Annotated in this window: 18 protein-coding genes and 3 pseudogenes; 13 read left to right on the top strand and 8 right to left on the bottom strand. The window is 46.5% G+C overall.

Translation table 11 applies throughout. The annotated features are described in order from the left end of the window. Positions 1-205: 205 nt before the first annotated feature. Both AC2A06_RS03590 and aegA read right to left on the bottom strand, forming a co-directional pair. Positions 206-721, bottom strand: a complete 516-nt coding sequence (locus tag AC2A06_RS03590; RefSeq protein WP_484379383.1) for a 4Fe-4S dicluster domain-containing protein — start codon at positions 719-721, stop codon at positions 206-208. Positions 722-742: 21 nt separating this feature from the next. Further along, positions 743-2,743: a formate-dependent uric acid utilization protein AegA gene (aegA, locus tag AC2A06_RS03585; protein ID WP_023491731.1), complete on the bottom strand. Its 2,001-nt coding sequence runs from the start codon at positions 2,741-2,743 to the stop codon at positions 743-745. Between the two features lie 380 nt (positions 2,744-3,123). Here aegA and AC2A06_RS03580 point away from each other — a divergent pair, with 380 nt between their 5' ends. Then, positions 3,124-6,045, top strand: a complete 2,922-nt coding sequence (locus tag AC2A06_RS03580) for an HD domain-containing phosphohydrolase (RefSeq protein ID WP_484379382.1) — start codon at positions 3,124-3,126, stop codon at positions 6,043-6,045. A gap of 214 nt (positions 6,046-6,259) precedes the next feature. On the opposite strand, the gene AC2A06_RS03575 is transcribed toward AC2A06_RS03580, so the two are convergent. Then, a complete protein-coding gene (locus tag AC2A06_RS03575) occupies positions 6,260-7,675 on the bottom strand; it encodes a nucleobase:cation symporter-2 family protein (RefSeq protein WP_051791212.1) in 1,416 nt (471 codons plus the stop codon). A gap of 939 nt (positions 7,676-8,614) precedes the next feature. Beyond that, complete coding sequence (gene adeD, locus AC2A06_RS03570) at positions 8,615-10,363, bottom strand: adenine deaminase (protein ID WP_484379381.1); 1,749 nt, start codon at positions 10,361-10,363, stop codon at positions 8,615-8,617. Positions 10,364-10,933: 570 nt separating this feature from the next. On the opposite strand from adeD, the gene AC2A06_RS03565 reads away from it, so the two are divergent. The 4 genes and pseudogenes from AC2A06_RS03565 to AC2A06_RS03550 all read left to right on the top strand — a co-directional run bounded on the left by AC2A06_RS03565 (position 10,934) and on the right by AC2A06_RS03550 (position 14,184). Further along, a complete protein-coding gene (locus AC2A06_RS03565; protein ID WP_484379380.1) occupies positions 10,934-11,440 on the top strand; it encodes a MucR family transcriptional regulator in 507 nt (168 codons plus the stop codon). A gap of 486 nt (positions 11,441-11,926) precedes the next feature. Next, a pseudogene (locus AC2A06_RS03560) lies at positions 11,927-12,313 on the top strand (hypothetical protein). 170 nt (positions 12,314-12,483) lie between these two features. Beyond that, a complete protein-coding gene (locus tag AC2A06_RS03555) occupies positions 12,484-13,812 on the top strand; it encodes an MFS transporter (RefSeq protein WP_484379379.1) in 1,329 nt (442 codons plus the stop codon). An 18-nt stretch (positions 13,813-13,830) separates the two neighbouring features. Continuing rightward, positions 13,831-14,184 (top strand): DUF6862 domain-containing protein, encoded by a 354-nt coding sequence (locus tag AC2A06_RS03550; RefSeq protein WP_484379486.1) that lies wholly within the window; start codon positions 13,831-13,833, stop codon positions 14,182-14,184. Positions 14,185-14,398: 214 nt separating this feature from the next. On the opposite strand, the gene AC2A06_RS03545 is transcribed toward AC2A06_RS03550, so the two are convergent. The 3 genes from AC2A06_RS03545 to AC2A06_RS03535 all read right to left on the bottom strand — a co-directional run bounded on the left by AC2A06_RS03545 (position 14,399) and on the right by AC2A06_RS03535 (position 18,740). Continuing rightward, positions 14,399-15,724 (bottom strand): MFS transporter, encoded by a 1,326-nt coding sequence (locus AC2A06_RS03545; RefSeq protein WP_484379378.1) that lies wholly within the window; start codon positions 15,722-15,724, stop codon positions 14,399-14,401. Between the two features lie 11 nt (positions 15,725-15,735). Continuing rightward, entirely contained in the window at positions 15,736-16,908 is a 1,173-nt protein-coding gene (locus AC2A06_RS03540) for an amidohydrolase (protein ID WP_484379377.1), read from the bottom strand. Between the two features lie 143 nt (positions 16,909-17,051). Continuing rightward, positions 17,052-18,740 (bottom strand): phosphodiester glycosidase family protein, encoded by a 1,689-nt coding sequence (locus tag AC2A06_RS03535; protein ID WP_484379376.1) that lies wholly within the window; start codon positions 18,738-18,740, stop codon positions 17,052-17,054. Positions 18,741-19,116: 376 nt separating this feature from the next. Between AC2A06_RS03535 and AC2A06_RS03530 the strand changes: the two are divergent. After that, positions 19,117-19,308, top strand: a pseudogene (locus AC2A06_RS03530) (IS4-like element ISAs18 family transposase); the annotation flags it as partial. Positions 19,309-19,330: 22 nt separating this feature from the next. On the opposite strand, the pseudogene AC2A06_RS03525 reads toward AC2A06_RS03530, so the two are convergent. After that, positions 19,331-19,512: pseudogene (locus tag AC2A06_RS03525) on the bottom strand (SymE family type I addiction module toxin). Positions 19,513-19,672: 160 nt separating this feature from the next. Between AC2A06_RS03525 and AC2A06_RS03520 the strand changes: the two are divergent. The 7 genes from AC2A06_RS03520 (at position 19,673) to AC2A06_RS03490 (ending at position 23,696) form a co-directional block, all read left to right on the top strand. Then, positions 19,673-19,825: a hypothetical protein gene (locus AC2A06_RS03520; protein ID WP_484379375.1), complete on the top strand. Its 153-nt coding sequence runs from the start codon at positions 19,673-19,675 to the stop codon at positions 19,823-19,825. A gap of 25 nt (positions 19,826-19,850) precedes the next feature. Next, the gene (locus AC2A06_RS03515) at positions 19,851-20,123 is read left to right on the top strand and encodes a hypothetical protein (RefSeq protein WP_484379374.1); all 273 of its coding nucleotides are present in this window, start codon (positions 19,851-19,853) and stop codon (positions 20,121-20,123) included. Positions 20,124-20,377: 254 nt separating this feature from the next. Then, positions 20,378-20,605, top strand: coding sequence for a hypothetical protein (locus tag AC2A06_RS03510; RefSeq protein ID WP_484379373.1), 228 nt, complete (start codon positions 20,378-20,380; stop codon positions 20,603-20,605). A 150-nt stretch (positions 20,606-20,755) separates the two neighbouring features. Continuing rightward, on the top strand, positions 20,756-21,289 hold the full coding sequence (locus AC2A06_RS03505) for an immunity 42 family protein (protein ID WP_484379372.1): 534 nt from the start codon (positions 20,756-20,758) through the stop codon (positions 21,287-21,289). A 521-nt stretch (positions 21,290-21,810) separates the two neighbouring features. Beyond that, complete coding sequence (locus tag AC2A06_RS03500; protein WP_484379371.1) at positions 21,811-22,311, top strand: immunity 42 family protein; 501 nt, start codon at positions 21,811-21,813, stop codon at positions 22,309-22,311. Positions 22,312-22,493: 182 nt separating this feature from the next. Then, positions 22,494-23,147, top strand: a complete 654-nt coding sequence (locus AC2A06_RS03495) for a tellurite resistance TerB family protein (protein ID WP_473197895.1) — start codon at positions 22,494-22,496, stop codon at positions 23,145-23,147. Positions 23,148-23,306: 159 nt separating this feature from the next. Continuing rightward, the gene (locus tag AC2A06_RS03490) at positions 23,307-23,696 is read left to right on the top strand and encodes a YgiW/YdeI family stress tolerance OB fold protein (RefSeq protein WP_473197896.1); all 390 of its coding nucleotides are present in this window, start codon (positions 23,307-23,309) and stop codon (positions 23,694-23,696) included. The last annotated feature ends 359 nt before the right edge of the window (positions 23,697-24,055 follow it).

Genomic DNA, 24,055 nt, shown 5'->3' with positions numbered 1-24,055 from the left:
ATTTCTTTTTGTTTCAATTCTATTTCATTTTAATTCTCCTCCCAAAATACTTCGCTTTGCTTACGCAAACTTGTTATCAGTGAAGATGTCGATTATGCCCTTCATACTTCGCAAGTACATACGAAAAAAACGCGATTCGGTTGACCTTGCACCAATAAAAATCCCACTCAGCATGTCACCGAGTGGGATCGATCACTCACTGTTATTAACGCAGGTCTGGTGTTGCGCCGCGCGCTGCGCGCAATTGCCTTTCCTGCTGTAGTGCTTGCAAATCTGCCGGGCGGACCAAGGTTAATGCCTTGGTTGGGCACACTTCGACGCACGCCGGGCCACCACTGCGGTCTTTGCACAGATCACATTTATTCGCCTGTACCTGTTGCTGACCGTTAGCGGTAGCGCAGACCACCACCTCCATCGCACCATAAGGGCAGACCGATACACAGCTTTTGCAGCCAATACAACGTAATTGCTGCACCTGAACACTGTCATCCTGATGGTAAATCGCACTATTAGGGCAAGCATTCAAACAAGGCGCCGCCTCACACTGGCGGCACAATATCGGCACACTGACATTATGCGTTTTGATTACCTTCAAGCGAGGATTAAAATTCTCTGCTGTCATTGGCAGTGAATCCTCATCGCTATGAGCCATAACGCAAGCGATCTCACAAGTGCGACAACCAATACAGAGCTTCATATCGGCGATAACAAATTGATTCATCCCGTCACTCCTTGGGCTGCATTACAGCACATTAAGATAATAACCAATGCTTTCCGCAGCTTTGCGCCCTTCAGCAATAGCGGTCACAATCAAGTCTGCCCCGCGCACAATGTCGCCACCTGCAAATATTTTGTGATTACTGGTTTGGTATGGATAGCCAGCCACCGTTGGCGCAACCACCCGCCCTTGCCGGTCCAGTTGCACATTATGCTCCGCCAGCCAGCCCATGCGGTGTGGACTAAAGCCAAAGGCCATGATCACTGCATCCGCAGGGACGATATGCTCAGACCCTGCCACAGGTACCGCCTGCCGACGGCCTTGACTATCTGGGGCCCCCATTTCGGTACGGCGCATCTGAATACCGCTCACGTTGCCTTCTTTATCAACCACAATACTCAGCGGTTGCAGGTTAAACATAAATTCCGCCCCCTCTTCGCGGGCATTTTTCACCTCCTTCTTCGAACCGGGCATACTCTTTTCATCACGGCGATAAGCGCAAATCACCTGCTCCGCACCATGGCGCAACGAGGTACGCACGCAGTCCATCGCGGTGTCACCACCACCCAGCACTACCACCCGTTTACCCGCCATATTGATGTAGGGGCTCTTCGGGTTGTCGTCATAGCCCATTAAGTGTTGGGTATTGGCAATCAGGAAAGGTAATGCCTCATAAACCCCCGGCGCATCTTCATTTTCCAGGCCGGAACGCATTGACTTATAAGTGCCTACGCCAAGGAACAGGGCATCGTAATCATTGAGCAATGTTTCCATCGAGATGTCTTTACCGATTTCGGTATTCAGCCGGAATTCCACCCCCATTGAGCTGAAAATTTCACGCCGTCTGACCATCACATCTTTGCTCAGCTTAAACGCCGGGATACCAAAGGTCAGCAGGCCACCAATTTCCGGGTAGCGATCAAACACCACTGGCTTGATGCCATTGCGTACCAGAATATCGGCACACCCTAAACCAGCAGGGCCGGCGCCAATAATCGCCACCCGCTTGCCGCTCTGTTTTACTGCGGACATATCTGGCCGCCAGCCCAGTTCAAAGGCGGTTTCGGTAATATAGCGTTCGATATTACCAATGGTGACGGCACCCCCATGGTCATTAAGGGTACAGGATTGTTCACACAACCTATCTTGTGGACAAACACGGCCACAGACCTCTGGCAAGCTACTGGTCTGGTGCGACAATTCTGCCGCTTCCCAAATGCGCCCTTGCTCCGCCAGTTTGATCCATTGCGGGATCTGGTTATGTAAAGGACAAGTCCAGGAGCAAATGCTCTGTTTGCCACAACTCAAACAACGCTCAGCCTGCTGCTCAACCTGCTGTTCATTAAATGGCTTATAGATCTCGGCAAAGGTGGTTTTACGTGCTTCAAGGGGAATTTTGCTGGCTTCCAGGCGTGGAGCACGCGGTTGTTGCAATAAATCGAGGATCGGTTTTGGCTGGGCACTGCCCCCCTGCTGTTTGGCACTGCTGCCAAACGGTTGGCCTGGTGTATTACAACCCGCAGCGCGCAAGCGCTTTTCCTGCTGCTGATCCGCCAGCATTTGCTGATCAACCAAGCGTAATGCGTGGGTCGGGCAGGCTTGCACACAGGACGGGCCATGATTGAGTTCATTACAGAGGTCGCACTTCTGCGCCTCGATTTTTTGATAGCTGTCCGCAAGCCGATGATTAGGCGGTTGCACGGTTTCAGTCACCACCGTCATCATGCCAAACGGGCAAGCCACCGCACAGGATTTACAGCCAATGCATTTTTCCTGGCTGACCAGTATGCTGCTGTTGCTTTGTACAATCGCCCCGGTCGGGCAAACATTGGCACAAGGTGCATCTTCGCAGTTATGACAAAACACCGCGGTATTGGCACTTGCCCCGCGAATGACTTTCACCCGTGGGGTAAAGTACTCCCGTTTACTGGGGTATTCCCCCTGGTTGTGCGCTGTGACACAAGCGACTTCACAGCTTCGGCAACCAATGCAAGCTTCAGATTCTGCAACGATAAATTGATTCATAGACATCCCTTCCAAACAAGCTGATTGGGAACAAACATCATTTGTTCAGGCTGGTGACCAATAACGTTGATTAACCAGAGGGTGCTAACGGGGCACCTGGCACAGAGGACCCGGGCTAAAAAGTGATTGAGTCACAATCTTAGTGATTGACGTTATACTCTTATATGGCTGGCGTAGGCAGGTATCAGTAAGATTATAACCTTGTTAATTTAATAGTCATATTTGGTGAGATTCCATGACATTTCGCATGAAAATGACATATCACCTCAATGGAAGTGACATATTGCACGAATAACATGTTATTCAATTGCCATTCACAGAACTCCCCTTGTCTGGTCTATGATTAAACAATATACACGTTGACACCCAAGGCGAGCACCATGGCAGAACAGAAGCGCGGATTCAGCAAACGCTACCCTTTGCATATCCAAATTGCTGCTCTTTTTACTTTGCTAATTGTCTCAATCGGCAGTGCAATCGTTTTCTTCAGCCATCAGCAACTGACTAAACTCACTGAAGCCAGCACCAACAGACAGAACCAGAAAGCCAGTGAGATCATTGCGGCGGAGTTAAATTCCATTACTGGCAGCATGAGGATGTCAGTCAATATTCTTGCTGGTACTCGCATCATGCAAGCGACGACACTTGAGCAACGAATCAATACCATTCCTTTGATGCTCTCGGTGCTGCAACAGAATGATTATGCCTATGCCATCTATAGCGCTTACCCCAATGGGGACTTTTTTATTCTGCGCCGTCTTACTGACGGTAACCGCACGTTATTCCAGGCACCAGACAATGCTAAATGGCTGGCGCAGAGTAACCGTTTTTTAGACAGTGAGCCGGAAACCAAGGCAATATTTTTAGATAGCAAGCAGCAGGTTATCATGACGAAAAACCTGCCGTTTAACCATTTTGACCCCCGGGAACGGCCTTGGTATCAACTTGCTGCCCAGGCACAAAATCTGGTGACCTCCCCTCTGTACACCTTTAAAGCTAGCGGTGAAACCGGCTTTACTTACAGCATACAGGATAAACATAGCGGTGCTATTATCGGCCTGGACGTTTCACTGGCGTCACTTTCCCTGTTTCTTGAACGCAATCTGCCACCCAATAGCCAAGCGGCGGTGATCAATTTTGCCAATGAAATTCTCGCCAGCCAGCCACCATTGAAACAGTTGGCCGCGAGCAGTAGTGAACAATTACGCGATATTGCCAAGATCCCGGTGTTACAAACGTTGCTCAGCACGCAGCAGGATGAACATAGCGGTAACAGCATCCTGTTTACTGCCCAAGGTCAAAGCTGGTATGGCTCGGTGATCAAACTTGATGATCACGATAAACACTACATGCTGGTCACCTCTACCCCATCGGCCTATCTGACCGCAGATGCTAACGCTATCCGTAACCGCTCAACGTTAATCGCCCTGAGTTTGCTGCTGCTCAGCCTGCTGCTGGTCTGGTATTTTTCATTACATATCTCCAGGCCACTGATCCGTTTGCGCCAAGATGCCGACGCGATCAGTAATTTGCATTTCGACGATCAGCCAGAAAAGCCGTCAGTAATTGAAGAAGTTGACGATTTACATAACGCCATGTCAAAAATGAAGCTGACACTAAAACAGTTTATCTCGATGGGTAGCCTGTTGTCGGTTAAAGATGACTTTCCGCAGCAGATGCAAGGGCTGCTTAATGAAACCAGTAAAATCGCCGCAATGAATGGGGGAATTGTTTTTTTATCTGACAAGGAGCTGGGCTATTTTTCCCCTATTGCGTTCAACTGGGCAGGTGAAAACCCGCATATATCAACCATCGCAGCGCTACAACTTGATCAGCAGCATTCAGGCCCGCTTGGGCAGATATTGTCTGGCCAAACCGTGGCTGGGGTATTTGATAATGATAACCTCCCCAGTCAATTGCTCAATTTTATGCAACCCCATTTACCCCTGCGCTATATCGCGGTGCCGATGCAAACGCATGAACAACAGTTGATGGGGTTCTTACTGCTATTTTGCCCCTATGAATTAAGCAACGAAGAAGAAAGCAGCAAAATACAGCTGGTCAACGCCCTGGTAGGGAGTTTGTCGGTGGCGATAGAAACCCAATATCTGTTGCAAGAGCAAAAAAATCTGTTGGCAGCCTTTATTGAGCTGATCGCCGGGGCGATTGACGCCAAAAGTGCCTATACCGGCGGCCATTGCCAACGGGTACCGGTAATTACCACTATGTTGGCTAAAGCCGCCGTTGAAACTAAAGCAGGGCCTTTTGCCGACTTTACGCTTTCGCCCAATGAATGGGAGGAATTACACATCGCCAGTTGGCTACATGACTGCGGGAAAATCACCACACCAGAAGCGGTGGTGGATAAAGCGACCAAGCTGGAGATGATTTATGACCGCATTCATGAAGTGCGTATGCGCTTTGAAGTTCTGAAGCGCGAAAAAGAGATTAACTACCTGCGCCAGCACGCGGTAATCACGGCAACACCCCAAGATGAGCAGCAGTTACATGATGAACTGCAGCAATTGGATGAGGATTTTTACTTTATTGCCCAATCTAATGTGGGTGGTGAATTTCTCTCTGACAGTGCAGTCGCCCGTATTCAACAAATTGCGCAATACTCTTGGACTCGCACCCTTGATGACAGTGCCGGTGTGGCGTTAGAAGAGCAGGCACGGAAAAAACGCCGCCCAGCAATCACCCTGCCGGTGCAGGAAAAACTACTGGCGGATAAAGAAGAACATGTCGTTTATCGGGATGACAAAAATCGCTTACCCGAGAGTTACAACTTCAAAGTAAAAGAGCCGACTTTATTGTATAACCACGGGGAGATTTATAACCTGAGTATCAGGAAAGGCACCCTGAATGAAGAAGAGCGTTACAAAATTAATGAGCACATTATCCAAACCATTGTGATGCTGAAAAAATTGCCGTTCCCGCACACCATGGCGAATGTTGCCACCATTGCGGGAGGGCACCATGAACGTATGGATGGCAAAGGTTACCCTTATCAATTGACCCGCCAGCAAATGATTATTCCAGCGCGCATAATGGCTATCGCCGACGTGTTTGAAGCCCTCACCGCCGCTGACCGACCTTACAAACCCGGCAAGCTATTGTCAGAATCACTCAACATCATGACTAATATGGCGAACGAAAACCATCTGGACCGCGAGTTGTTTATGCTCTTTTTACAATCGGGTGTTTGGTATGAGTACGCAAAATCCTATCTGCAGCCGGATAATATCGACCCTGTTGATATTACTGCGTTACTCAGCAAGCTAGGCCAAACGCAACAATAAAGGCCTAAGCCAGGTTCCTTAGGATGGGTGAGTTAAAAAACCACCTGAAAGCTTCAGCGCTTGCAGGTGGCTTTTCTCATTGCAGTCCATAACATGCGGGTCCGCTGGTCAATTATCGCTCCGTTTTAAACATGGGGATAACCTTACCGCTAAACGACACGTAGCGGCCCCGTAGGGCCGCAATATCGCGACTATTCGGGTCTAAAAACCTTAATCAATTTTGTACCGCACCTTCTGCATCTTCCGCATTATTGACATCATCTTCTTCTGGTTTTTTCTCTGGGTGATAACCATTGAAGTACAGATTCAGCACCACTGCCGCGACTGATGAAAGCAAAATGCCGCTATGTAACAGCGGTTGCAAAGACTGCGGCATCTGGTTAAAGAAATCACCTGCTACTACCGGGATCATGCCAAGCCCCAGACTGATAGCAACAATGTAGGCGTTATAACGGTTAGCGTTAAAGTTGACCCTGGCGAGGATTTTGATTCCGGTGGCTAAGACCATACCAAACATCACGATACCGGCCCCCCCTAATACAAACTGGGGAATGGAGGCCACAACAATAGACATTTTCGGGATCAGACCGAACAGTATCAAAATAACCCCGGCCATAACACATACCCAACGGCTGGAGACACGTGTGATACTGACTAAACCAATATTTTGTGAGAACGAGGTATGCGGAAAAGTATTAAAAATGCCACCGATGATAGTTCCTATACCATCAACCCGTAACCCACGTATTACATCTGGTTTGGTGGTCGGGCGGCCCACAATTTCACCCAACGCCATAAACATGCCCATCGACTCAATAAATACGATCAGCATCACGATCGTCAGGGTGACAATGGAAGCAGCATCAAAGGTTGGCCAACCAAAGGCAAAGGGGCGCACCACCGCAAACCAATCTGCATTGTCCAAACCGGCAAAACTGACCTCGCCCATAAAAAGCGCTACCACAAAACCAAAGGCGATACCCAACAGTACCGAAATATTAGAGATAAAGCCTTTACTGAAACGTGTGATAAGCAGAATAAAGACCAGCACCATTAACGAGACACCGATATAGGCAGGGTGACCATAATTGGGATTCCCCCGACCGCCAGCAGCCCAGTCAATCCCAACCCGCACGATACTTAGCCCAATAGAGGTGATCACTATTCCGGTAACCAATGTAGGGAACAGGCACATTAAGCGCCCCATAAGCGGCACCATTAATGTGGTGATTACACCAGCGGCAATGGTGGCGCCAAAAATACCCGTCAAACCGATGTTCGGGTTTGCCCCAATGGCCAACATGGGGGTCACGGCAGCGAAGGTCACCGACATAATGACCGGCAAACGGATACCTGCAAAGCGCCCAATACCAATACATTGCAACAGGGTCACAATGCCACAACAGAATAGATCGGAACTGATCAAATAGGCTATTTGCGCTTTATCCAACCCCAGACTGCCACCAATCATCAAGGGGACGGCGACTGCCCCTGCATACATGACGAGCACATGTTGCAGCCCCAAGGTAAATAAGTGTGCAAAGGGTAAAATCTCTTCTACTTTATCAATGGGTTTATCAACGGCTTGTTCAATCGCTTGCGTCTTTTGGTTCGGCAAAACGTCATTCATGTTGGTCATTAGACATCACTCCTTTACGGCCCAATTCAGGGTGTTCAACCTATGGGCTACGATTCGAGAGCGGACATACCCATCATCCTTCATGTTGCAATGCTGTTCACTGCGATACACTGCCCCTCCTGGACTTACCCTTTCGGGCCGCGGCCTCAGTGAAAATCTGCAACTTAAATAAACTTGGGTATATCCCTCCCTTACAATTGATGTACTCAACATCTGATCTTTTAACTCTTGCTGAAGGTCATAACCTGGCAGTGATTGAACAAAGCACCCAATTAACACGCTGCTGGATTCGTGCCAGAATCACACTAGGCTGTTCTCAGACTAGAAAAGTGTATGCATATTTTGTGCAAGGGAATGTGGCAACCTGGTGATATCAGGGAGAGATATAATTAAATGAGAAAGCCATCACAGATGGGTATTGATCAGTTTAGATATTATTAACATTATCTTTTGCTAAAAATAACATTTCCGGTTAGTCATGCATAAATAACACCCAACGCAATCGATTAAATTACCAATTTGATTCATTTTACATCAACTATCGTCTCAATTTGAGACAACTTAGTTGACATGGCACTCTTAAGCAGCAAAGGAAATATAAGTTATCAAGATATAATGTCGCCTACGAGACGTTGTTAGGCCTACAGAAAACTGTGTTTTTCTCTGACAAATTTGGGGATAGCGCAGACTGCCGGGTACTTGTTTGCAAGCCAACCAACGCAGACTCTAGCCGCTGACACTGCCAATGGCGACTCGGCAGTTATCATTATGGTATGTGATAGATTTGAATTTTATAGAGGTCGCGGAGTGCCAGCATATTGCCGGTTATCTCTCTACCAGCGTCATTGAACATTGCCACTGGCTTGGCTGCCCTGGCTGCTGCCCACAGTATCAAGCACTGCCACCCCCTCAGTACCCTTATCGTCGGTATTAAAGCGGCGTTTCCACAAAGCGAAATTGTGTGACATCAAATAACCCCATGCTGGTTAATTTCAACGCAGGAATCACCGGCAGTGAAAGAAAGGCCATCTGGATAAAGGGCTCATTAAGTTTAATGCCACATGCCAGGCAAGCCGCCTTAAGCTCAGTGATAGATTGAGCAATCTCTGTTGTTGATAGATCGCTCATCAAGCCAGCAATGGGTAACGCCAGATGGCTCTGGACCTGGTGATTATTCACTACACACAACCCCCCGCCATACTCAATCAATTGATTAATGGCCAGTGCCATCTCTTCTGGCCGATGACCAATCACCACCAGATTATGGCTATCATGACTCACACTGGCTGCCAGTGCGCCTTGTTGTAGCTCGAACCCCTGTAATAACCCCAAGGCTGGCGGATGATTTTTGCCATAGCGCTCTAACACCGCGATGCGGCAGATATCAGGCAGGCTAAACCTATCACCTAACCACTCCGCCTGCTGCTGATGGGTGATTAATTCATTGGGCACCACCTGGATAACTCGGTAGCGGTGGCCGGTGGTCAATGGCAGCGTCAACGCCGTGGCAGTGACCGGTTGCCGATCAATAGTATTCTGCAATGGCGGTTGAGTGAGCTGTTGACGTTGTTGGTGGGTAGATTGTAACTCTTCATTGTTCAGTCGCTCGCCCCTGATAATCACTTGGCGTATAGAAACTTGGTTGAGGTCATCCAGTAATACGATATCCGCCTGCTTGCCGGGTGCCAGCAGCCCCAGGCGTTTAAGGCCAAAATGCCGTGCCGCTGACCAACTGGCAACCCGATAAGCCACATGTGCAGGAATATGATGTTGATTGATCAAGCGATGGATCAGCGAATTAATATGGCCTTCGTGAGTAATCTCCCAAGGGTTGCGATCATCGGTACATAACATACATTGCGGGCTGTTAAATTCATTGATCAACGGTGCCAACGTATCCAGATTGCGGGCCACAGACCCTTCGCGGATCATCAACGCCATCCCCAGAGAGAGCTTTTCCCGGCCTTCTGCCCGCAGTAAGGTTTCATGGCAGTTCTCGATACCTGCGGCAATATAGCCATTGAGATCTTTACCGGTGAGCAGCGGGCAGTGACCATCCAGCGTCAAATCACGAAATGTGTCTAGCTTATCCAGTATCGCGCTATTTCCTGCAATCACGCCGGGGTAATCCATCATTTCTGCCAGCCCAAGCACATGGGGGTGGTCATGGTAGGCCTGCATTTGCTCCACCGGAAACTCTGCGCCGTTAATATCGCACCCCACCAGTGCCGGCACACAGGAGCTGATTTGAATAAACTGATTTTGCCTGGCCTGTTCTGCGCTGCGTAAAAACCACGCCAAGCCCGTTTGCCCCATCACATTGATGATTTCATGGGGATCACAAACAATGGTGGTAACTCCCAATGGTAACGTGGCACTTTCAAACGTCACTGGGGTCATCATGCTGGATTCAATATGCAGATGCGCATCGATAAACCCCGGCACTGCAATCGCATTATGTGCATCAATACGCTGAAGTGCTGCAGCCCCTTGATAGGCTGGGCCAATACCGGCAATGGTATTACCGCTGATAACAATCGGCCCCACTATTTCTCCACCGTTGATTAAATCGAGGATGCGGACATTTTCAATCATCATGTCGGCCACCGCTTCGCCACGGGAAACCGCCAACAAGCGACCGGTCTGCTCACGGGTGAGTGATTGTGTCTGTTTCGCCATCGACTTGTCCTTATTGATTGTTATCACCTATGATAAATGCAGTTATCATTTTGATATTTAATACATTTAACTCTTATCTAGTGTAGCCTGCAAAACGGATACCGTAGTGTGTGAGATGTCACTAATTGTTATTATCGGCAAAGAAAATGCCTGTAGGGTTTGAGTGCCAATTTTGAGGGTCAATATTGAAGGCCAATGTTGAAGGCCAATGTTGAAGGCAAATAGTGTTAAAACTTGATCTAACCGCTTCGCCCAGACAGCCAACGCTGGTTTGAATGTTTCTGTTCGACTCAATGATAGTCAAAAGATATGACTACGCACGATAAGCAACCATGATGAATTGTCATCGATTCGGAGCCTGATGAGAGACGTTCCTGTGACGCTCTTTAGCTAAGCAGATACCCATATTCAGTTCGTTTTTCAGATATTCCAACCAGTAAAAATTATTTAATATCAAGACATAAACAATAATAATACAAACCCATTACAGACCAATAATATTTGGCTAAAATGCATAACATTTTACTGTGCTACACTGTTTGATAGATTTAACACACCAAAGAAATATTTATGAATAAGAATGATGACACTGACTTGAACAAAGTAAAATGCTTGGAATGTGGCAAGTTTTTTGATTTTTTAGCACCACATGTCAATAGAGCCCACGAGATGACATTAATGCAATATCGCGAGAAATGGAAAATTCCCAGGCACCAGGCATTGGCCAGCATCACTCACCGAAGAAGATGCAGTGAGGTCACAAAAGAGCGTATAAGAAAGGGAGACTTAGTCCCTGATGAGCAAATCAGGCTGATGGCCATTGCCTACAAAAAATCTGACAGGAAAAATATCACCTCTTCACTTTTGAAGGAACGCTCTTCAGAAACCGCTCGTAAGCATCAAATCTGGAAATACTCCCCCGTCATCAAGACGATAAGTGAGGAACTGCGACAGCAAGCCATTCGTCGAATGCTGGCTAGGCCGGTATCAAAAGAGTGGGTAAAAGATATTGCCAAAGACCTCGGCATTTCAATCGGTCACCTCTATGAATTGGTTAAAAAAAACGCCCATAAATAGGCGGTAGTTTAGCGGTGTTGCATGGCGCTCGAGCATAATGGCATTTGACCTATTGAAAATAATAATCAATTAAACAAGTACCATACTCACTATCAATAACTTCCTGGCGGATAATATTGAATGGGTGGTCAATGTATTGCCCGTTACCGCCTTGATAAGCGCCCTACAGACCAGCAGAGACCATTACCCTCACGAAACCCATATACTCACAAAATCAATATGTTCACAAAATCAATCTTTTCACAAAATCAATGTACTCACGACATTCATGATGAAACATTTTATCTGTTGGCTGCCTAAATAGCCGCCAGCGCAACTGTTGCTAACTTCACTACGCTAATGCGACAGAACCCTTTTTCATGCTCTCCTCGATTTCTTTATACTTAAAAAGTATTAGCATCATACAAAAAAGGTGTTAGACGGCAAGCCCAGGTCAGATATATGGTCATAAACACCCTAAACTGCCAAGTTTGATACTGTAAAAATATGCTCAAGAGCATTGAAACCCTGCTGCTAGATGTCCCGGTAATCCGCCCTCATCAGCTTTCTGTCGCCACTGTCAATGTGCAAACCCTGGTCTTGGTGCACGTACTTTGTGACGACGATATCGAAGGCTGAGGAGAAGCCACTACCAACGGTGGCCTGAGTTATGGCGAAGAAAGCCCCGAAAGCGTCAAGGTCAATATTGATACCCATCTGGCTCCGCTACTGATAGGCACCGAGGCCAGCCAGGTAGCCCAAGCCATGGCCCAGTTACGCAAATCAGTACAGGGTAACCGTTTTGCCAAATGTGCGTTGGAAACCGCTTTGCTAGATGCACAAACACGGCGGCTGAAGACCCCGCTCAGTGAACTGCTGGGGGCGTGTGCGTGAGGCACTGCCAGTTGCATGGACTTTGGCCAGTGGCTATCCAGCCAGGCTGTAGCCGAGCATAAGATCTATTTTTAGCGTTTTGTTTCCAGTTAATTGATCAGATCCATGGAAGGGCCAAAGAACATACTCCCTATTTTTAAATATAATTTAATTATGCCAAGGAATATTTTATGCCTCCAGCAGAGATAAACAGCGTTGATATTACACCCATCATCGACCAGGCAAAATTTCAATCTATTCACCGTCTGACTATTTTTTGGTGCGCCTATATTATTATTTTTGATGGCTATGATTTAGCGGTATTGGGTGTGATCTTGCCGAAATTAATGGCCGAGTGGGGGTTAAGCGCAACACAAGCGGGACTATTAGGCAGCTATACCCTGGTAGGTATGATGGTCGGTGCACTTTCGTTGGGTTCTCTTTCTGACAAGATCGGTAAAAAGAAAGTCATTACCTTCTGTGTCATCACTTTCAGTTTATTTACTTTTTTATGTAGTTTTACCCTGAATGCCTCCCAATTTGGTTGGTGTCGCTTTATTGCAGGTATCGGGCTGGGTGGCGTTATGCCCAATGTAACTGCACTCACCAGCGAATATTCACCTAAAAACAAACGCAGTTTAATGGTGGGTTTGATGTTCAGTGGATACTCGATTGGCGGCATGTGGGCGGCGATCTTGGGTATTTACTTAATTCCTTTATTCGGCTGGCAATCGATATTTTATGTAGCTATTTTTCCGCTCCTGTTTTTACCCTGGATGATCAAACACCTGCCTGAATCAGCGGCTTTTTTAATCAAGACCAACCAGCATCGCCCTTTAAAAGAGATCCTGGAAAAAATAACCCCAAGCGCTCATTACCCATCAGGCACTCAGTTTTTCAGCCAATCCGTCATCAGCACCGATCAGGTAAAAATGACGCTGGGTGATCTGTTCAAAGATGGCAGAACATTAAGCACCCTGATGTTCTGGCTAGTGTTTTTTATGTCACTCTATGTGATCTATGGCATGACCTCCTGGCTGCCCAAACTGATGTTACAAGCGGGCTATCCTCTTGGCTCCAGCCTCTCTTTTCTGTTCACCTTACACTTGGGCACCATTGCCGGTGCCTTGAGCAGTTGTTGGCTGATGGATAAAATCAGTGGCAGAAGCGTCTTGCTCGGTTACTTTCTACTTGGCTCCGCGACCATTGCTCTGTTAGGTACTGAAAGCTCGATGGTTTTGCTGTACCTGCTGTTGGTGATCGCCGGAGCCAGCACCATTGGCACTCAAATTGCTGTCACCTCTTATGTGGCACGTTTTTACCCCAGTAGCATGACAGCGACGGGATTAGGATGGGGGCTGGGTATCAGGCGAATCGGTGCCATACTCGGCCCATTCGCTGGTGGGTTATTAATCGATATGAATTTATCGCTACAGCAGAATTTTATCGCCTTTGCCCTGCCCTCTTTGCTCGCGGCAGGCTGCATGCTATTTGTAAACCCGCGTTTGGCTGCTTCTTAAGAACAACTAGAAGCTAAACTGGCTAATGGCACCATCAGTGATAGTGAAGTATTCAGACTGCTTGACCTTATGGCAGAGGATATTATCAGCGATGCAAATCTGAAGGATGCTTGTACTGATGGAGCCAGCCCGGGCTGTATCAAGGAGATGAACCTGGCGCTTGCCGGCAAAGACAGCTATCTAGGTTATACCGAGTACCAGACGAGTGCGGAGGCCATGGCTCGCTTGAATTTTGATCAGTGTGCTAGTAGCGACCTTATTGAAATAGTCCTCAATGAGGAAGAGTTTAACGACCTATGGAATATCAGCCTGTCACCACCAATCACCAGTTCGCTGTTATCCCGCATCCAATCCGCTTTCGGGGGATTTTAAATACCCCCCATAATGAACAGCATCCTTAACAACTGCTCCTGCTCTATAGCCAAAATGCGTCGATTTGCTTGCTGTCAGCCACTGAGTGATGCATCGGTCAGTGGCTAACTTAAACAAACAGCGTTTGCGCTGGCCCGCAGGGTGAACGGGTTACCCAGCCAACACTCAAGTCACCTGCAAGATAACAGCGATATGCCGACAAAAGCCCGCAGATCTAGGCCATTCGCGTCTCTTTAACCGCGGGTTGCCAAAACACACTCGCCGCCAAACTAAGCACAATACTCGCCCCGATGTACAACAACACATTGTATGGCGTACTACCAAACATCCGTTCCAACAACTTCAAATAGGTCGGGGTCATCGCACCAAACAATACCACCGTCAGATTGTAAGGAATCGATATCGCCGTAGCACGTACTTGGATCGGAAATGATTCCGCAAGAAGAATCGGCACTGCGCCCCAGTGCAACCCCATACAAAAACCCAAAATAGCAAACCCGAACAACGCAAACCCGTAACTGGCATGCCCAAAGGAAAAGTAGAAAAACAGGCCAAAGAACGCCACTGCATACAACAGCACACTCACCTGCAATGTACGCTTTCGGCCAATGCTGTCAGAGAGAAAACCACCGCTCAACACCCCAAAGGCGGCGCATGCCGGTGCGGTTAAGGCCAGCCAAGTCCGCTGAATATCAGCAAGCCCCAGCAACGTTTGCACATAGCCTGGCAAATAGATGGTGACACCAAAAAACGAGACGGTGCCGACGGTAATAATGCCCATGCAACAGATAATCTGCCGGAGAATTGCCCGCTGCCTGAGAGTTTGCGACATCGAAAGAGGCGGTGAAACCTGCTGGACTGTCTGCTTGCTGGCTTCTTGGGTATAGCGCTTAAAGTCTGGCGATTCGCTCACATACTTATGCACGTAGTAGCCCAATGGCACCGTCAGGAAGCCAATCAAGAAAGGCAAACGCCACCACACTTCAATCACCGCATCTCTACCAACCAGATACAACAGGCTCAACGCCACAATATTGGCTAACACCGGCGACAGTGCTTGCGCCACCATTTGCATGCTGGCGTAAAAACCACGCCGCTCCGCAGGTGCATACTCCATCAGAAACGCTGTCGTGCTGGAAAACAGCCCCCCTACCGCCACTGCTTGTAGCAAGCGCATGGCGATCAGCAGTAATGGGGCGGCAATACCGATCTGCGCATAGGTCGGCAGTAAACCAATCGCCCCCGTAGTGAACCCCATGATTAACATCAGTAAAACAATAAGCGGTTTTCGCCCAATTTTATCCGCGTAAATCGACAGCAAGATCCCACCTAAAGGCCGGACCAAATAGCTGATGCCAAATACAAAATAGGCATAAATCTGCGATGTTAAAGTATCTTCTGCCGGGAAGAAGTGCCCGGCAAAGTAAATGGCAAAGAAGGCATAAACCGTAGAATCGTAAAACTCTAAAGCATTACTGGTAACCGACGACACCACCGCCCGCCGACGCGCCCCACGCTGTGCATCACATTTATCATCCATAAAAATCAGCCTTATAGGATCTGGTACGTCAAACGATTTTTAGCAATTGAGATCCAGTAGGCGACCCCGAGCGGAATAATCTCATCATCAAAATCATATTTTGGATGATGGCACATTGGGGTATCCCCCTGGCCAAGAAAGGCATACACCCCTTTAACGTGGTCCAAATAGCAGGAAAAGTCTTCTGAAGGCCCTTTTGGCGTATTCACCAAATAACTGGGATGCTCAGGCAGCAGCACATTTAGCCCCTGCACCGTTTCTGCCGCCAACAACGGATCATTGATCAACGGCGGGCAACCATTGCTAAACGTTATCCCTACCTCGCCACCATAGCCCTGCGCCAACGATTGAGCCAATGTCTGCATACGCTGCTTTACCAGTGCCCTGACATTTGTATCGTAAGTGCGAACCGTACCGGAAAGGGTCAAAGAATCTGGGATGATGTTAGGGGCGCTGCCCCCCTGGATAGTGCCAAAACTGATTGTTGCTGCCTGATGCGGGCTAACGTTACGGCTGACAATGGTTTGAATATCGCTAATCAAACGTGCGGCCATCACGATAGGGTCAATGGTCATTTCAGGCACCGCACCGTGGCCACCTTTTCCTTTAATCGTGATGTTAAAGGTATCACTCGCAGAAAGCGTCGCTTTCTGGTTAACGTGAAACTCCCCCTTGGGTACGCTGGGGTAATTGTGTAGGCCGTAGATCTCTTCAAAGGGGAAGCGCTGGAGCAGACCATCCGCCAGCATGGCTTGTGCCCCGGTTAAATCCTCCTCCGCAGGCTGGAAAATAAAGATCAGGGTCCCAGCAAAATGACGGTGCCGAGCCAAATATTTAGCGGCGCCCAACAGCATGGTGGTATGCCCATCATGGCCACAACCGTGAAAGCGGTTAGTCACCGTCGAAACATGCTGGCAAGCTGCCGGATCGTTCTCTTCGTGCATTATTAGCGCATCCATATCAGCACGAAAGGCAATACTCCTTCCTGAGCTTTCGCCGCGCAGCACACCAACCACCCCGGTTTGACCGATATTTTCATGCACCTCATCCAAGCCGCAGGCGCGTAAGTAATCCGCCACCAACCTAGCGGTACGCTGTTCCTCAAATGCTGCTTCGGGGTGGGCATGGATTTTTCTACGAATCTCAATTAACTCGCGTAAATCGATAGACTGAAGATCATACATGGCTATTTCCTTTTTTATGCCCGTTCCATAACGGCATTTGCATACCAAACGCCAAGGTACTTCATCTCGCAAACTGACCGCAACTGCTAAAGCCCGCAAGCCGACAAGTTATGGTTAAAGTGAGAAATATCTCTCAAACAAATTCAATGGGATGTGATCATCAGTGTGCCAGCAACACCGCGTTCACCCGTTGCATCCGATGGTTCTCCTACAGAGACACTGTTGACAACCATATTGCTGGAGCCCCCGCCATCTAGGTTGATGGATGAAGAAGCGCCAAGCCATGCCATTACTGCCGCTGTCTCTGGAATGGAAGTTCCTAAACTCACATTGGGTTGTCGTCCAGGGATTTCAACCAACAAAATAGTGCCGTCAGCGCCAACACCGATAGCGGTTCGCCCATTACGGGAGACTACCCAGCCTTCATACCATGTACTGGTATCAATCCCTGCCGAGGCAGCATTTGCGCTGCCATTAACTATGGGTGAAAACCCTTCGGCCCATGCGTTTTGTAGCAAATTACTCACCGACAACGTCGGGCCCGCTTCTACAATTGACATACCGGGGGCCAGAGTAATTTCCTTCCCATCAGAATAAACGCGGTCAACTACCGTCAATTTGGTGCCAGGGATTGCATGTTCGCGAAGCCATTTGGCACTATCACCCAGCCCTTGGAGTACATAGCCCCCTTGAGGCGCTGGCGTCCCTAATGTTTCATCTCCACCAACCACAGTATTTGTCGAATCAACCACCAGCTCATAAATATCCCCTTTGTAGCTAGCGTTGACCAAGGTATTTGACGATAGCCCACCGAGAAAGAGGGAGTCATACATCTTCAAATCATTGAAATTGTTACAAACATAATCGTGAGCTGATAGCGTTGTCGGGGTTTGCGCAGGGGTGCCGCAATTCACTACGGTTCCTAAAATTGGACGATTCTTATCTTTCACTTCAATGGATACACTCTGGTCGTCCGTTAAAATCGTCGATGAAGATAGCTTCTGCAATAGAGTGGCTTTCGGGTGCCCCTCACTGGTGGTGGTAATCATAACGCCTGGGCGCCCACCAGTAGCTGCAGCGATTAATTGCCCGTTCACCACTGTTGTACCTACAGGTGATCTTGGCGGCAACGGTGAACCAAATGGATTAATATTTGAGAAGTATCCTGCGTTCATTCCTGCTAATGCACCGACTCTCAACGCTGCAGCAGAGACAGTCTCCCCCGCTCCCCCCAGATTGTTGCCGCCGGGTAACTCATAGCTTAGTTTAGTGGTAGTTTTCGCAGGTTCGATAGCTAATATATTGATAATCCAGGGGCCTGTGGTGGTATTACCCGCGAGTGCAGTATTCTTTACTCGCGGCTTGTATTTGTTTGCTGTTGCTACACTGATTTGGGATGCCACTGCGTTAGCTTCATCCTGGGTGTTAAACCGGTCAACAGAAAGATAGTAGCCCAGCGTTGCACCAGAAGTATTCGTCCCCGCTGATTGATCGAGCCGTGTAGTAAAACCGGCAGCATTAATAGCATCAGCGTCCGCTTGTGCTGCAGCTGGCGTGGTATAAAAACCTATATTCACAGTCCAGTATTCGTCCGCGCTCAGTTCACCACGTTTGACCTGGTAATAGGTCACTCCGGCAGTGACTGGTTGGCTAGTGATGGTTTGAGACAGTCCGCTATAACCTAATGGCGCATCGTCTACAGGCATTTTCCAGGTAGATTGCGTTAGTTCTGTATTTGTACTTGTATTTGTATTATCACACCCTATTAAGAGCAATGAATTAAATAATGCAACCAGGGCGAAAGCGATAGGTCTTTTATTTAGAATACGCATTGTTTTCATTCCTATTCATATTTATAAACACGTCAAAACTCATGGTTATTTTTCCTTGTCGAACAATATCAAGCGAAAACATGTCTTTTATTCAATAAAATCAATAACAAAAACAATCACAAAATAGATCATAACTGTGACACTATTATGACCAATATAGAAGGCTCTGTCGCATTAAGATCTCGTCAGGTAACATGCTTTTTATCAAATGTGATCTGACCCTTAGCTATCCCCTGATATGAGCGAGGCATGGCACGCCTTATGAGGTGTGAACTCCGTTCTTGACCAACTAATTCCGAGCAGACAGCCTCCATGCTTAACCACGAAATAATCCTCAACCATATTGATGACATATTCGGACAGGACCTGCATGCCAAGCGAGGGACTGGAGCGAACGATCAAGGTCAATACCAGCAAAAGCGGAACGTATTCATTTTTCCGCCAGGGTGTCATCTACTATCAGCTACTGCCCAAAATGAAAGAAGCCTACGCGACGTTGCTAATGGAGAAATTTTCTTATTACCTGAGGCAGCATCGGTTATATACCCGCACACTTGGAATTATTTGAGTCTCTAAAAATGAGGGGATCATTAAGCCTCCGTGGTGGTTGTGCGGATAATCAGTTGGCCCTGTTGCGCAATGATGCTGACGGGTTGGCCCTTGTTAAACCTCAGCGCTTCCAGCCAACGATCCTTGATGATCAGTTGCGGTAACGGGTTCGGTCTGCCACCGTTGGGCGGTAGCCAACAATTCTCTTACAGGCTTGGGGTATGGCGGGTTCTGACTTATGATGTTGCGGCAGTGGCTCTTTAACAATGTAGAGAAAAGTGACGTAACGGGCTGAAAAAACACGTCTGGGCAAAAGTTGCCTGTGGAATTATCACGACAGAATACTGTGAAACTGCGATTTCAATAAGTAAATGGAAATCTGTATGAATGAAGTAATTATCGGGAAGAAGATTGGTGTTAGTGTGTCTGGTGTTGCCAATGACAGTATCACGAGTGTCATTTCAGGACAAAATCCGTTGTTGAGCATAGATGGTGATAGTTTTATGGCGGGGATAAGGGAGCTTAATAAAAAATAACATCTCCATCTCAGGAGTAGAAAAAGTGAAAATATTTCTGAGAAAGTTTATACTTTGGTGTTGGTGTGTACTAACGTATTATTTTTTATTTTTCCTTACTGGCTCAATTATACCTAATTTTATTGTGATTGCTTTTAGTTATTGGAATCATGTAACCAAAGGAGTTTCATTTGTTGCTGACTGGTCTATTTTTTTAGGCATAGTTGAGATTTCTGCCTTTGTTGGTTTTTTTGTAGGAATAGTTGTGGGGTCATACTCTTTTTATCTAAAAGTAAAGAAATACAAAGGCGGATTTTAATCACCCAGTGCTAAATTACTAGACTTTTTTAATTAGTTAGGGTGAATAATAACTATCTCAGTTTTGATCAGACTCGTGATTTTGATCAAGAGATGGTCACTTATAAGTCTACTGGAGATTGTACGGTTGTGTTCAGTCGCTATGTTTTAATGCTATGGATTAAGCATAGTAGCTCTCTCAGGAATAGGTGGTTCATCAATGCAAGAGTTAATAATCAATCATACATCATCAGATATAAAAGAGGATGGGGATAAATGAAAGCCACATTTTCTTCCTTGATCTTAATGATTTTTTATTTTGCTATTTCTTTCACAATTATGGTTCCGCTTGCCATGTGGGTAGCGGAAAAGAATGCATATTTTTCAATTGATGCAATTTTTCACTATGCAAAAATAGGTGTTTTTACTGGTGTTTTTACTGGTGTTTTTACTGGTGTTTTTACTGGTGTAGGGATATGGCTAATGTACCGCTTTAAAATATGACAAGTTAAGATTATGGTTAAAAGCCCTGTGATTACATGATGTTAATTCTTAGCTTGATGCTATTCCGGTTGAAAAGTCAAGGTGGAGTCATGGGCGTAGGAAAAGCATGGTGAAATATCAAGTTAATGCTTAAAGCGCTTGGAGGTTAGTATGATTTTCGGTGATCCATATCGTTTTGCCATCTGGGTAGAATATATTCCTCAGTGGGGTGACTGTCATAAGAATGGTTTTTTTTACTTTTTTGTAAATGGGAACATGTACCCAAGTGACATCAGAACATCAACACTTGAGGTTGATTTAAATGATATTATTGATGATGGGAATGCTCTTATTTCTCTGCCTTGCAATAATGAAGTTTTTAATGCATCAACAGGTTCGGCTTTTAATACCTTATTTAAACTGGCATACCCAGAATCGACACAGGAGAATGAATACCCTGAGCAATTGTTTGATTTTTGTGCTTCCCCAACAATTATTAACGAGTCTGGAGCATATTTTTTTGCCATTTCGAATGAAAACTTAGTGAGAGTCATTGGCGGGAAAATAAATGAGCTAGTTGATGAGAATGGTAGAAAAGTTTGGAAAAACATAGAGAACCCTCTCATTGAGGATATAATCATACCACGGGGTGAGATAAATGAAATAATTTCCAACTTGAAAGAATACTCAGGTTTTTTATTTTAGTTATCATATAAATTAACTCTTGCTAACTTTAGCTTCCCCCCTACAATTGGCATCGAGTTACATACACATCGAAAGTGATTTAAAGGATATCAGAAATGAACAATAGGAAAATAAATTTAAAAATTTTTACCTATTTAGTCGTATCTTTCATTGCTGTGATGATACTTCTGTTTTTTTTGTTAAATTTGATGTTCAGTAGCATTTACTTTTTCAAGACTGGAACTTTTAGTTTTACGTGGGATACAATAACAGATTGTTTTATATTAGGTATTGTGACTGGGCCTATTGCAGGAGCTGGGGTCTGGTTGATGCTTAGATTCAAGATGCGATAGAGAAAATCCCCGGTGCGACGGTGATGTCGGTTGTGCAGTCGATGATGGGAAAACTGTATAAAATGAAGCAAACTTTAACTAGGCTCACATATGGGACCATCATCGGGTAGCACTGATGATGGCAATGATTACTTTGAGAACAGTGAGTAAGTTAGTTTTGATGCGGAATAAAAGGATTGAAAGGTAAAGATGATATTTGGACAACCTTCTGAATTTGCTGTTTTTTATGAGGTTTTAGAAAAAACAGAAGATAATTACTGGAAGTATGGGCTTTTTAGTTTTTTTATCGAGGATGAAATATATCCATCTAAAGGCTCAAACTATACATTACATATGGCTATTGATTACTTAAAAGATAGCCAACAAGAAATAGATGCTTGCAAAAGCACCGGATTGGATTTATCAGAATGTGCTCAAGAGCTAATAACACAGTTGGCTCATTCGCATAGAATGCTTCTTGATAGTGATCCTGATGAACTGGAGTTGACTGACTCTGTAGCGCTAGGTTGTTTTTTAAGCCCTCTTGAAATATCCGATGCCGGCTTATATTTGTTTTATTATCCTAAGGATAATAACGAGGAATGTTTGATATATAGCCCAGATTATGGGCATACGGCTAAAAAAACCATTTTAAAGAAAGGCACTGTTCGTAGTGTGATTACTAAGCTTCCTAACAAAGAAGCGATCTAGAAGGCTCGAGTAGGATGAGCCCTCACTGCTCTGTTATCGCCATAGTTGCCCCACAAGGTCTACCCCTTAGCGAACCGCCCTGCTCCGTTTTATCCCCTTATTCAGTAATCCTTCACCAGTCAGGAACAATCGTTGTGCTACGCTGTCTATCTACCTGAACTTTTCCGTATTAGAGGTCAGCAATGAAAAATAACTGGATGCAGCAAATTCAATCGATTCTGGGCGATAAAGCTAATGCAATGGGCGGTGCCGAAGGTATCACCAAGTTGTTAGCCCCAACAGCACTAGGTGGAATAGTGGGCGCTCTGCTGGCTAATAAATCATCACGCAATATGGTTGGCAAATATGCTAAAAATGCGCTGATTATCGGCGGTAGTGCCGCTGTTGGTGCCGTGCTGTGGAATAAGTATAAACAGCGTGTGAAAGAGTCGCATGAAGAAGAACCGCAGTTTGGCTTGCAAAGCACCCCCAGCGATGTGCGCGCCAAACGTTTGGTGCAGTCATTAGTTTTTGCTGCAAAAAGCGATGGTCATATTGATGCCAATGAGCAGCAAGCCATCCAACAGAGCCTGGAACAATTGCAGCTTGGCAATGAAGCTCAGCAATGGGTGCAGCAGGCCATTGAGCAACCGCTGGATCCGAACCTGATTGCCAGTAGCGTGCAAAATGAAGATGAAGCGTTAGAAGTTTATTATCTCAGTTGCCTAGTGATTGATATCGACCATTTTATGGAACGCAGCTATCTGGATGCATTAGCCCAGTCGCTTAAAATTCCGGTGGATGTCCGCCAAGGGATTGAGGCCGATGTTAGTGCGAAAAGACGCGAATTAGAATAATGACGCTGGGGTGATACCGCTCTTTGTGAATTTGAACGCTGATATCACTCATATTTGCTAATCGTTCAACTCGCTGAAAATTACTTTATTTTTCCCGTTACCCAACCGTTCAAGATGTCGATTTAATCATCCTGAACATCAAGATAAAGGAATAACATCATGAAAAAGCTCGCTATTAGCGCTGTTATCTTTGCTTTATGCACCAGCACAGCTTTGGCTGCACAGCAAGGTGGGTTCTCTGGCCCGCAAAGTAATGCACAAACAGGTGGGTTTGTTGATCAGAGCAGTAACGTGACGACCGTTAGTAACGCCAGATCACAGCGTGATGGCACTTGGGTTACATTACGTGGCAATATCGTTGAGCGTCTCTCTGACGATAATTACACCTTCAAAGATGCCAGCGGCACCATTAAGGTCGATATTGACCACAAACTCTGGAATGGTGTCACCGTTACTCCACAAGATTTAATTGAGATCCGAGGTGAAGTCGATAGAGGCTTAAACCGAGTGGAGATTGATGTAGAACAGCTCAGAAAAGTGACCCCATAAGGTTATCCTGACGATTTGGCTGTTACTCCGCCAAGAGTAAGGTCAGAGCATCTATCTCGGCAATCCTATTCCCTGCCTGTGGTTAAACAGGCAGGGAATCTTGTTTTATACCCTCATATTGAGCTGCTGACACTTCATCATCCCTGTACGGTTTAACCTCATCCTTCTCCCTACGCCCTCAAGCCTTTTCGGCCGGGAGGATGCACCCCACCGCGCTGCAATATCTAATGCTAGGGCTTTACATATTGTTACTTCCTATTACGTAATTTATATATCCCCACGCAATCTCAAGAAGCAGCTAGGCAGCAAACGAGAAACTCCCGATGAGCTAACTCAAGTCAGTGATTCGGAGTAACCAG

The organism is Serratia sp. HNCC26DJ244 (assembly GCF_057180565.1).
This window is presented reverse-complemented; position numbering and strand designations above follow the sequence as displayed.

Bases quoted from the DNA above. Each gene is read 5' to 3' on its own strand.
- AC2A06_RS03590 (WP_484379383.1), bottom strand. From the start codon at position 721: ATGAATCAATTTGTTATCGCCGATATGAAGCTCTGTATTGGTTGTCGC.
- aegA (WP_023491731.1), bottom strand. From the start codon at position 2,743: ATGAATCAATTTATCGTTGCAGAATCTGAAGCTTGCATTGGTTGCCGA.
- AC2A06_RS03580 (WP_484379382.1), top strand. From the start codon at position 3,124: ATGGCAGAACAGAAGCGCGGATTCAGCAAACGCTACCCTTTGCATATC.
- AC2A06_RS03575 (WP_051791212.1), bottom strand. From the start codon at position 7,675: ATGAATGACGTTTTGCCGAACCAAAAGACGCAAGCGATTGAACAAGCC.
- adeD (WP_484379381.1), bottom strand. From the start codon at position 10,363: ATGGCGAAACAGACACAATCACTCACCCGTGAGCAGACCGGTCGCTTG.
- AC2A06_RS03565 (WP_484379380.1), top strand. From the start codon at position 10,934: ATGAATAAGAATGATGACACTGACTTGAACAAAGTAAAATGCTTGGAA.
- AC2A06_RS03555 (WP_484379379.1), top strand. From the start codon at position 12,484: ATGCCTCCAGCAGAGATAAACAGCGTTGATATTACACCCATCATCGAC.
- AC2A06_RS03545 (WP_484379378.1), bottom strand. From the start codon at position 15,724: ATGGATGATAAATGTGATGCACAGCGTGGGGCGCGTCGGCGGGCGGTG.
- AC2A06_RS03540 (WP_484379377.1), bottom strand. From the start codon at position 16,908: ATGTATGATCTTCAGTCTATCGATTTACGCGAGTTAATTGAGATTCGT.
- AC2A06_RS03535 (WP_484379376.1), bottom strand. From the start codon at position 18,740: ATGCGTATTCTAAATAAAAGACCTATCGCTTTCGCCCTGGTTGCATTA.
- AC2A06_RS03520 (WP_484379375.1), top strand. From the start codon at position 19,673: ATGAATGAAGTAATTATCGGGAAGAAGATTGGTGTTAGTGTGTCTGGT.
- AC2A06_RS03510 (WP_484379373.1), top strand. From the start codon at position 20,378: ATGAAAGCCACATTTTCTTCCTTGATCTTAATGATTTTTTATTTTGCT.
- AC2A06_RS03505 (WP_484379372.1), top strand. From the start codon at position 20,756: ATGATTTTCGGTGATCCATATCGTTTTGCCATCTGGGTAGAATATATT.
- AC2A06_RS03500 (WP_484379371.1), top strand. From the start codon at position 21,811: ATGATATTTGGACAACCTTCTGAATTTGCTGTTTTTTATGAGGTTTTA.
- AC2A06_RS03495 (WP_473197895.1), top strand. From the start codon at position 22,494: ATGAAAAATAACTGGATGCAGCAAATTCAATCGATTCTGGGCGATAAA.
- AC2A06_RS03490 (WP_473197896.1), top strand. From the start codon at position 23,307: ATGAAAAAGCTCGCTATTAGCGCTGTTATCTTTGCTTTATGCACCAGC.